10 protein-coding genes are annotated in these 10,972 nt (G+C 40.7%); all 10 read left to right on the plus strand.

The window, feature by feature from the left end:
* Positions 1-106: 106 nt before the first annotated feature.
* The 10 genes from AC04Q6_RS15365 to AC04Q6_RS15410 all read left to right on the plus strand — a co-directional run bounded on the left by AC04Q6_RS15365 (position 107) and on the right by AC04Q6_RS15410 (position 10,958).
* Positions 107-223 carry a putative holin-like toxin gene (locus AC04Q6_RS15365; RefSeq protein WP_015543458.1) on the plus strand — a complete coding sequence of 39 codons (117 nt, stop codon included), beginning with the start codon at positions 107-109 and terminating at the stop codon, positions 221-223.
* A gap of 303 nt (positions 224-526) precedes the next feature.
* Positions 527-709 carry a hypothetical protein gene (locus tag AC04Q6_RS15370; RefSeq protein WP_015521925.1) on the plus strand — a complete coding sequence of 61 codons (183 nt, stop codon included), beginning with the start codon at positions 527-529 and terminating at the stop codon, positions 707-709.
* A gap of 26 nt (positions 710-735) precedes the next feature.
* The gene (locus AC04Q6_RS15375) at positions 736-2,433 is read left to right on the plus strand and encodes a recombinase family protein (RefSeq protein WP_015521926.1); all 1,698 of its coding nucleotides are present in this window, start codon (positions 736-738) and stop codon (positions 2,431-2,433) included.
* 24 nt (positions 2,434-2,457) lie between these two features.
* Positions 2,458-2,589, plus strand: coding sequence for a Maff2 family mobile element protein (locus tag AC04Q6_RS15380; RefSeq protein WP_373153066.1), 132 nt, complete (start codon positions 2,458-2,460; stop codon positions 2,587-2,589).
* A 4-nt stretch (positions 2,590-2,593) separates the two neighbouring features.
* Positions 2,594-3,466, plus strand: a complete 873-nt coding sequence (locus tag AC04Q6_RS15385) for a VirB6/TrbL-like conjugal transfer protein, CD1112 family (protein WP_005426566.1) — start codon at positions 2,594-2,596, stop codon at positions 3,464-3,466.
* 14 nt (positions 3,467-3,480) lie between these two features.
* Entirely contained in the window at positions 3,481-3,909 is a 429-nt protein-coding gene (locus tag AC04Q6_RS15390; RefSeq protein ID WP_005426563.1) for a PrgI family protein, read from the plus strand.
* A gap of 55 nt (positions 3,910-3,964) precedes the next feature.
* On the plus strand, positions 3,965-6,346 hold the full coding sequence (locus AC04Q6_RS15395; RefSeq protein ID WP_119248215.1) for a VirB4-like conjugal transfer ATPase, CD1110 family: 2,382 nt from the start codon (positions 3,965-3,967) through the stop codon (positions 6,344-6,346).
* Positions 6,347-6,373: 27 nt separating this feature from the next.
* Entirely contained in the window at positions 6,374-9,214 is a 2,841-nt protein-coding gene (locus AC04Q6_RS15400) for a CD1108 family mobile element protein (RefSeq protein WP_118071416.1), read from the plus strand.
* Positions 9,215-9,226: 12 nt separating this feature from the next.
* Positions 9,227-9,475: a DUF4315 family protein gene (locus tag AC04Q6_RS15405; RefSeq protein ID WP_021652602.1), complete on the plus strand. Its 249-nt coding sequence runs from the start codon at positions 9,227-9,229 to the stop codon at positions 9,473-9,475.
* A complete protein-coding gene (locus tag AC04Q6_RS15410; protein ID WP_118071415.1) occupies positions 9,459-10,958 on the plus strand; it encodes a CD1107 family mobile element protein in 1,500 nt (499 codons plus the stop codon). The genes AC04Q6_RS15405 and AC04Q6_RS15410 overlap by 17 nt, the downstream gene beginning before the upstream one ends.
* Positions 10,959-10,972 lie beyond the last annotated feature (14 nt).

Genomic DNA, 10,972 nt, shown 5'->3' on the forward strand with positions numbered 1-10,972 from the left:
CAGCAATGTTACGGGGAAGCACCTGTGACAGGGTGTGGCTGCCTCCTGATATTTACAGACCGGAGCCTTTCGGGGTTCTGAGATGAAAGAAAAGGAGGTGCGTGATATGACAGCTTATGAGATTATCTCAATATTCTTAGGCGTACTCAGTTTACTGATCGCTTTTGGTAGCCTGTTAATTGCGATTATTGCCTTTCTTGATCGGAAGAACAAGAGGAAATAAAAATGCCTATCCTGTCTGCCAACAGGATAGGCGGTGGTCGTAAGACCATTTAGTCAACTCAGGCGGCATCCACTTTGGAGTGGGTGCTTTTCCTATAACAAATGTACCACACATTCCTCTTGTTTTCAATGGGAAAATTAAAATATGCAGTTCATCTGACAGGGATTTATCCCTGTCTTTATTATATCCCCAATTTCTGAAATGTTAATACAAAAATTTTAATATATGTAACCAACAGTCTGGGCAGTTAATCTGTAAAAATGGATTAGCTGCTCTTTTTTTGCAAAAAATGGAGGTTTTACAATGGCAGTGAAGAAGAAAATTATCAACATCAGAGTATATTTTGACGGTGATCAGGACGCAAAAGAAGTGTTTGCAGAGGTGATCGCACAGAAAATACGTGACACGAAAACAAAAGATAAACTTGCAATAATGAAAGATAAGCAGTATAATGATTATGAGTTCAGTAATCTGAAATCTGCGTAGGATGTGCAAAGTAACGGAGGTATCAGATGAACAACAGATATATGAGTAACAATATAGAAAGAAATGCAACCTGGAGAGTTGGTGTATACTGCCGACTTTCCAAAGATGACGAATTGACCGGAGAGAGTGCCAGCATCTCCAACCAGAGAGACATACTGGTGAATTACTGTCAGTCACAGGGCTGGCAGGTGGTGGATGTGTTTCAGGACGATGGTTATACAGGATTGAACACAGACCGACCTGATTTGCAGAGACTTCTCAAAGCCTGTGAAAAAGGACTGGTGAATCTTGTAATTACCAAAGACCAGAGCCGACTGGGACGAAACCATGTACAGACAGGATTTCTGATGGAGGAGTTTTTCCCAAAGCATGGAGTAAGGTATATCGCATTATATGATAATGTGGATACCTTTGCCGGAGACAATGAGATTGCCCCATTTAAGAACGTGCTGAACGAGATGTATTCCAGAGATATTTCCAAGAAAGTCCATGCGTCCTATCACCTGCAGGCAACCAAGGGAAAGTTTACAGGTGTTGTTCCACCACTGGGATATCAGAAAGACCCGGAGGAAAAGGGACATCTCCTGATTGACGACGAGACAGCACCGATTGTCCGGAAAATTTTCCAGTGGGCGGTGGACGGTCATGGGATTAACTTTATATCCAGAGAACTGGAACGCCAGCAGATTCCCTGCCCGTCATGGTGGCACCGGAAACGGGGACTCCGCACCTATTACACAAAATGGGAAAAGAAAGACCCGGAAAATGGGAAATATGTATGGGATGAATCCTATCTGAAATCCCTGCTGATGAATCCCGTTTACTGTGGTGACATGGCTTCCCAGAAAAGGTACTACCGTTTCAAGATTGGCAATCAGGGAGATAAAGCTCCGGAGGACTGGATCACAGTCAGGGATACCCACGAAGCAATCATTCCGCAGGATGTATTTGATCTGGTACAGGCAAAGATGAAAGGCAGGAAACGCCAGACAGAACAGGGAGAATACAGCATGTTTGCCGGATTACTCCGCTGTGCAGAGTGTGGCGGTGCGTTGACGTTGAAGAAGACGCACACCAAAGACCAGCATGAAGTTTATACCTGTTCCACTTATATCCATAAGGGGAAAGCACATTGTACCCAGCACCGGGTGGACGCTGATGACCTGTATGATGCAGTCCTTACCAGAATCCAGGAATGTGCAAAAGCAGTTACCGGAGACGGAACAGAACTGGAAAACCGGGTAAAGGAGTTATGCGAGGAAGATACACAGGGACACAGGGAAAGTCTGGAGAAGCTGGTATCAAAGCAGAAAGACCGCCTGGAAACGTTAGACCGGCTGATTGCAAAACTGTATGATGACCTTATCAATGACAAGATTACAGAATCTGTTTTTGATAAGATGCTGGAGAAGACACAGAAGGAGCAGACAGATATCAAAAAGGAACTTTTCCAGAATGAGAGTGTGCTGAATACGGAAGAAAAACTGGATGCACAGTCCCAGCAGTGGATTGACGATATTAGCGAGTATGCGGACATCAAAGAACTGGATGCCAATCTTCTGAACCGGCTGATCAGTAAAATCGTTATCTCAGAACCGCAGGAGAAAGACGGAACAGAAAATTACTGCCGTACTCCTGAAACGGTCACAATGGAAATTCATTTCAACTTAAAACCAATACCGGAGCTTGGAACCATCGAAAGAGGTTCCGGCTCCCATAAATAAGAAAAATCTATCAAAATTTAATCTATTTTAATCTTTTCAAGGCTCATTTCGAGCAAATATTTTCTCATAAAAGACATAAAACAGTTGATGGCGGGCGGTGGCATCGTACTGATTGGAATAAACCTGATTCCACAGCTTGCAACTTTGTTTGGATAAATAAATGGGTGGAATAACCGAAAAAATAACAGAGTTCATAAAGGATCTGCTAACAGGCTGGATCACATCAAACCTGGATACCATGTTCACCGATGTAAATACCAAAGTAGAAACGATTGCTACAGAGGTTGGGAAAACACCCCAAAATTGGAACAGTGGCATTTTTTCCATGATAAAAAATCTGTCGGATAATGTCATTGTCCCCATTGCGGGGATGATTATTACATTTGTACTGTGTTATGAGCTGATTTCCATGATTATGGAAAAAAACAATATGCACGATACGGATACGTTTATGTTTTTCAAATACATTTTCAAGATGTGGGTAGCGGTATATCTTGTTACTCATACTTTTGATATTGCGATGGCAATTTTTGATGTAGCGAATCATGTGGTATCCAATGCTGGCGGTATGATAACCGGTTCCGCATCTATTGATGTTACAGAAGCATTGAAAACGCTTCTTGAAACGCAGATTGAAGATATGGGAATCGGAGAATTACTGGGGCTTGGTCTGGAAACGATGCTGGTCAGTTTATGTCTAAAAATCATATCAGTCCTGATTACCGTCATTTTATATGGACGAATGATAGAAATATATCTTTATGTCTCTGTGGCACCTATTCCGTTTTCAACATTTACGAACAGGGAATGGGGAAGTATTGGAAATAATTACGTGAAGGCATTATTAGCGTTGGGATTCCAGGGATTTTTTATGATGGTATGTGTTGCGATTTATGCAGTTCTGGTAAATGCTATTACAGTTGCGGATAATCTTCATACAGCTATCTGGTCAGTTGCAGCATATACAGTTATTTTATGTTTCAGCCTGTTTAAGACCAGTTCCCTGGCAAAATCAATCTTTAATGCACATTAGGAGGAAACAAGAATATGGCATATGTTCCAGTGCCGAAAGATTTTTCAAAAATAAAGACAAAATTAGCACTGAATTTAACTAAAAGACAAATTATATGTTTTTCTCTGGCAGGAATTTGTGGTGTTCCGGTCTATTTGCTGACAAAAGCAGGACTGGGAACAGATGTGGCAGCAACGCTTATGATCATAGTGATGCTGCCATTTTTCTTTTTTGCAATGTATGAAAAGGATGGATTTCCAGCAGAGAAAATATTGCTTCACATTATCCGGCAGAAATTTTTAAGACCTGGAATCAGGGTCTATCGTTCCCAAAACTTATATGACCGGATTATAGAGTACGATAAATTAGAGAAAGAGGGTGCATGGCTTGAGAAAAAGGCAAAAGAAGCCAGGGAAGCGAGAAATCCGTTCCATTTCCTTAAAAAAGCAGACCGAAAAAAATAAGAAACAGAAAACCGGACTTACGAAAGAAGAAAAAAAGCGTCTGAAAGAACTTCGGATGATAAAAGCGGAGAATCAGAAGAAGAGGAAACCTTTTACAGCGCAGGATACGATTCCATATAAGGAAATATATAAGGATGGTATCTGCAGGACGAATGATAACTATTATTCAAAAATGGTGCAGTTTTACGATATAAATTACCAGTTAGCGCAGAATGATGATAAAGCGGCTATTTTTGAGAACTATTGTGAGTTCCTGAATTCATTTGACAGCTCTGTTGAGGTACAAATTACATTTCTTAATCAACAGGTGAATTTTGATGAGTATGCAAAAAATATTGATATTCCAGAGCAGGATGACTGTTTCAATGATATTCGGAAAGAATATTCGGATATGTTGAAAATGCAGCTTTCCAAAGGAAATAATGGGCTTGTAAAAACAAAATATATTACATTTTCCATTAAGGCGGATAATCTGCGAAATGCAAAATCCAGGCTGGAGAGAATTGAAGCCAGTGTATTAAATAATTTTAAGGTGATGGGAGCCATGGCAGAGCCTTTAAATGGGGTAGAACGTCTGAAAATTCTGCATGATGTGATGAATATGGACACAAAAGAATCTTTCCATTTCCATTATGGGATGGTTGCAAAAACAGGTCTGCAGACAAAAGACTTTATTGCACCTACCGGATTTGATTTTCGCAATGACAGCTATTTTAGGATGGGACAGACTTTTGGATGCGTGTCATATTTACAGATTACATCACCAGAACTTACGGATAAACTGCTGGCAGATCTGCTGGATCTGGAAGAGAATCTTATCATCAATATGCACCTGCGTCCAATTGATCCCAAGGCAGCTATTAAAAGCCTGAAAAGTACGCTGTCAAATATTCAGAAAATGAAAATTGAAGAACAGAAGAAAGCGGTCAGAAGCGGATATGATATGGATATTATTCCAACGGATATTTCTACATACGGAGAGGATGTGGAGGGATTGCTCAATGAAATCCAGTCCAGGAATGAGAAACTTTTTGAACTTACTTTTTTGCTGATGAATACAGCGGACAATAAGAGAAAACTGGACAATATTGTGTATCAGACTGCAGGAATCGCCCAGAAATATAATTGCAATATACGGAGACTTCAATATCAGCAGGAACAGGGACTTGTGGCATCACTGCCACTGGGAATGAACCAGACTGGAATACAGAGAATTATGACTACGACTTCTACAGCAATCTTTGTTCCGTTTACCACACAGGAACTTTTCCAAGGCGGTGAAGCTCTTTACTATGGCTTAAATGCACTGTCAAACAATCTCATTATGGTGGATCGGAAACGATTGAAAACACCTAACGGCCTGATTTTGGGTACTCCTGGTTCCGGTAAGAGTTTTGCAACGAAAAGAGAAATTCTCAATGTTTTCTTGATTACAGACGATGACATTATTATCTGTGACCCGGAGGGAGAATATTTTCCGCTGGTAAATGCCTTAAATGGTGAAGTTATTAAAATTAGTGCAAAAAGTAATGATTACATCAATCCTATGGAAGTGAACCTGGATGTTATTTATCATCCGGAGAAATACAGGATTAATGGCGATGTGGAGGATATTGATACCATTATTGCTGATAAAGCAGAGTTTATCACATCTTTCTGCGAGGTCATTATGAAGAAACCTCAAAATGCAGAATTAAATGGTGATGAGGTTTCCATGATTGACCTGTGTGTAAAAGACATTTATAAAAAATATCTTTACAATGATCCAAAACCGGAAAATATGCCGACTTTGCAGGATTTCTATGAACGTCTGAACTTTTATGCACCAGATAAACCAGCAGCACAGAACATTGCCAACAGTCTGCAGTTGTATGTAACAGGATCGCAGAATGTATTTAACCATCGAAGTAATGTCGATACGCAGAACAGAGTGGTATGCTTTGATATCCGGGAACTTGGAACCACACTACGAAAAGCAGGGATGTTGATTGTCCAGCATATGGTTTGGACAAGAGTATCACAGAACCGCAGCCGCAGGAAATCAACCCGTTATTATGTGGATGAATTTCACCTTTTGCTGAACCAGACACAGACTGCTAATTATTCTATTGAAATGTGGAAGAGATTTCGTAAGTGGGGTGGAATCATTACAGGAATCAGTCAGAATGTAACAGATTTTCTTGGCTCTCTGGCAGTAGAAAGTATTGTGGGAAACAGTGATTTTATCCTGATGTTAAATCAGCACAGCGGGGATCAGAAGATCCTTGCGGAGAAATTGAATATTTCCAAGCATCAGATTTCTTTTGTAAATAACAGTAATGCAGGAGAAGGGCTGCTTTTTTACGGAAATGTAATCATACCTTTTGCAGACAGATATCCGCAGGATACCAGAACCTATGCTTTGATGAGTACTAAACCGGATGAGATTCAGACTTAACGGACAAAAAAGCAGAGGTGAGGTACATTGGGAAAACAAAAATATACGGCGAAAGAGAAGAAAGTCAGCCGTATGACCAGAAATGGTCTGGTTGAGGAAAATCTTGCAACAAAGGAGACTAGAAAAGTTACAAACAGCAATCAGGAGTTGTCTTATAAACAGAAGGATGTAGAACAGGCATTTATTACTTCTGAAAAGAAGAAAAACTCTCATAAAAAAGCTGAAAAGAAACAATTTTCTGAAAAAGTTCAGGAGGGAAATCCTGCGAAAAAAGAAGAGGCTGCAAACAGTCCTCCGGGAAAACGAAAAACACAGGGACGGTACAGATACCGGGACAAGCCTGCAGGTGTATCTGTGGATTCAGCGGTAGAAATACGTGAGCGCAAAGAAAAACACAGGAGCCAGTATCAGCGACAGAAAAAGAAACAGCAGAGACTGCAGTTTGGAAAAATGGAGACAGATGGAAGTCTGAAGAAAGAAAAGAAAACTTCGTCTGAAACAGATGGAGGACATTTTCAGGCAGAGAAGAATGATGTTTCTACAAATCGAAAAAAAAGAACGCAGAAATATAGCCGAAAAACAATAAAAACTTATCAGGAAGTGGATAAGGCTGCAAGAAAACAGGAAGCTGAGAGGCAGAACAAAATTCCGAAAGATTCTGTTTATACCAAGAAAACAAATGAGGAACAGAAAGCAAAGGTAAAGTACCATTTATATTTCGACAAAAAAACAGGGAAAACGGATGGTAAAAAGAAAACCTTGTCTTCTGTTCCAAAGAAAGCATTAAAAAATGCAGTATATCAGAAAGCAGGCGAAGACGAAGAGGAAAACAGTGCTGTAGATGCAGCACATAAGCTGGTGCGTTCAGGTGAGTGGATATTACAGGAACATAGCAGTAGAAATATCCGGAAGAACCGCAGTCAGATACATAAAGAAAACCGTTTAGAGCAAAGAGCCTGGAAGAGTGCATCCAGGTATCAATATCAGAAATATCTGGAAGAACATCCAGAGATGCAGAAAAAGCTGATTAGAAAATTAATACAGAAGCAGAGGATTAAGCGAGAGTATCAGATGGCATACCGGGCTGGGAAGATTGCAAAAGAAACAAAAGACACCTCAATCCGGTCAGTAAATCTTGCTACTAAAATTGCAAGAAAGGCACAGGAAGTATTTGTAAGAAATGTAACTACTCTGATCTCAATGGGGTTGTTATTGATTTTGCTTCTTTCCGTAATGACAGGATTTGCTTCCTGTTCGGCTATGTTTTCTAATGGAATTTCTACGGTAATCGCTTCCAGTTACATTGCGGATCCGGACGAAATTGAAAAAGCAGAGTTGTATTATACGCAGTTGGAAGCCAGTCTTCAACAGAAAATAAACCAGATGGAAGCCCGGTATCCAGGAAAAGATGAATACAGATATAACATTGGTGAAATCGGCCATGATCCCCATACATTGATCAGTTATCTGACTGCCAGGTATGGGGATTTTAAGTTTGATGAGATAAAAGGAGAACTGGAAACAATTTTTTCTTTACAGTACGGAATCACCGTAGAGGAAAAAAGTGAAACCCGGCAGGAAACATCTACAATACAGGTAGGGCAGTCATTGGGAAATGTTGTGACCAGTGGATACTGTAACTGTCCTATCTGCTGTGGCGTGTGGAGTGGAGGACCAACTGCTTCAGGGGCAATGCCACAGGCTAATCATACGCTTGCGGTTGATGCTGCAAACCCATTTCTTCCAATAGGGACGAAAGTAGTGATGAATGGGATTGAGTACACCGTAGAAGATACTGGAAACTTTGCCCAATATGGTGTCCAGTTTGATGTTTATTATGATAATCACGCAGTAGCTGAGGCACATGGTCATCAGACCTGGGAATGTTTTCTGGCAGAGGGCAATCAGAACTCTGTGGAAGTTACCCGTACAGTAACTGCAGATGTACTGAATGTTTCTGTTCAGGCAAAACCGCTTAGAAGTGTTATTCTGTCCAGAATGGAAGAGGATGAGCAGGAAATTTATGAAGAGGTCTATTCCAACAGAGGAAATTTGCAGACATATAAAACTCCGGTTGAGTTAAACTGGTATGCCTATATCAGTACCTATTATGGGTATTCTGTAAACAATGGAACCGGGCAGACACAACTTCACAGAGGTGTGACGGTTAATGTACGACAGGGAACAGAAGTGAAGTCAGCGATGAATGGTTTTGTTGTAGATGTAGGATATAGCGGAACTTTTGGAAATTATGTAGTTACGCAGGATAAAAAAGGTGTGCAGATTAAATACGCTTATCTGCAGAGCATTTCGGTAGCAAATGGTCAGGAAGTAACAACAGATACTGTAATTGGTACAACGGGAAGTACAGGAAGTGCAACCGGAAGCCAGTTATATTTGGAACTGGTCAAAGATGGGGAATATTATAATCCTGTTTTTTATATCAGTACCGGAGATAGCGGGCTGTATGGTGGAGGCGGCAGTTATGATGATGAGACTGTGCGGAGATTATTTGCGGAAGCAGACAAATATCTTGGTATGCCGTATGTATGGGGCGGTTCCAGCCCGGAGACTTCTTTTGACTGTTCTGGTTTTGTAAGCTATGTGTTTACCAATTCGGGGGTCTGCAATATGGGAAGACTTACTGCACAGGGAATTTATGACATTTGTATGCTTGTATCACCAGAAGAAGCAAGGCCAGGAGATATTATCTTTTTCACTGGGACGTATGATGCGGGAGAGCCGGTTACCCACGTAGGAATTTATGCCGGAGATGGACAGATGATCCATTGTGGAAATCCAATTCAGTATACGTCCATTAATTCTGCATACTGGCAGTCTCATTTTTATGCTTTTGGCAGGCCATAAGGAGGGGCGTATTTGAACATTGAACGAATAAAAGAAGAACTTGCAAGAACCTACGTTAAGATTGAAAAGCTACAGAAAAAAGCAAGGGATTTGGAAGAACAGAAGAAACAGGCAGAGGATATGGAGTATCTGAAAATTATCCGAAGCAATGGAGTTTCCGCAGAGGAACTTCAGTTGATGATTGATATCAGCAAGGAGGAACAAAAAAAGATATTGGAAACCAGAGAAAAGGAGCAGACAGAAAATGAAGAAATTTCATAAAAGAGCAGCTGTATTTTTAACCGCAGCTACGTTAGCAGGACTTCCGGCAGGAGCTTTCTTTTATAGTTCGCCCGGAAGTCTGATTGTATGGGCAGATAATGTAGAAGTGGAATCATCAGAAGAAAGCAGCCCGGAAGATGTTGATTTTTCAGATGGATCAGAAGCTGAAATTCTTGCAGATCCGGTGGAACAGGCACAGGAAGATGCAGGAAATGATGTGACGGAAACACCGGAAGTAGGGATTACCTTTACAGAACCCGAAGGCTGGCAGACAGATACGGCAACCGTAAAAATTCAAGTGGAAGATACAAAGAATACAGGAACTTTTTCTATTGCAAAAGTAGAAGCAAGACTTTCAGAAAATGGAGGATGGTCAGACATAACCGGAAATATGGAAGTATCCATCTCTTCTAATTGTAGTGTTTATGTGAGAGTTACTGATCAGAATGGAAATACTTATGAGCAGAATCGTTACATAGAGTGTTTTGATAAAACCAAACCAACTATTATTGCGGCTGCGAAGAATGGGATACTGATCGTGCAGGGAGTTGATGCGGAATCGGGAATTGCTGCTTTGTATGTCAATGGAAATGAATTCACAGAACTGACGAATAATACATTAAATGTCCGTTTGCAAAAAGCGGATACTTCCTATGAATACTTTACCCTGCAGGCAAAAGACAAAGCAGGAAATATGTCAGAGATCTATAAAGTAGGAAACCCTTATTATGAAAATCCAGATGCAGTAAAAGAGAATACAGAGGTTTCCGGAACGGAGCAGAATGCAGCTTCTTTGCCAGCCGATGGAACTGCAAGTAAGCCCACCAGTGCTACGGCAACCGTAACGGAACATCAGACAACGAACGAGACTGCTACTGCACCAACAGAACCAGAAAACACAGGAAATGAAACGGATACAGAAGCAGATACCGGACGGGTGCAGGGAGAAAGTTCTGCTTCCGGCATGACAACAGGAACAGTTCAGGACAAAGGGGGAAAGGAATTTTATACGATCAAGACAAAAAGTGATAAGGTTTTTTATCTGATTGTAGATAAGGATAAAACGGATGAAAATGTTTATCTTCTTACAGAGGTAGGCGAAAATGATCTTTTGAACTTTACGGATACCAACATGGTCACACTTCCACAGAACCAGGCTATTGCAGAATCCGCACTGCCACTTGAAACAGAGAAGATCACAGAGACACCGGAACCAGAAGTTACGATCATACCGGAAGAAAAGGAAGAACCTGAGAAGAAAAGCAATAATTCCGGCACGATTTTATTAATGCTGCTGGTTCTGGCAGGAGTTTGTGGTGCTTACTATTATTGGAAATTTATGAAAGGAAGAAATACTTCTTTTGATTATGAAGAGGACGAGGACGACGATGAGGAGGAAGAAGATACAATTCGTGAGGATGATGAAGAATTAGAAGAATATGAAATGGAAGGTGAAGTAGAAGACGAAGAATCAGAGGAATAACTTTGTTTCACTTA

Source organism: Blautia sp. HA9023 (assembly GCF_056504095.1).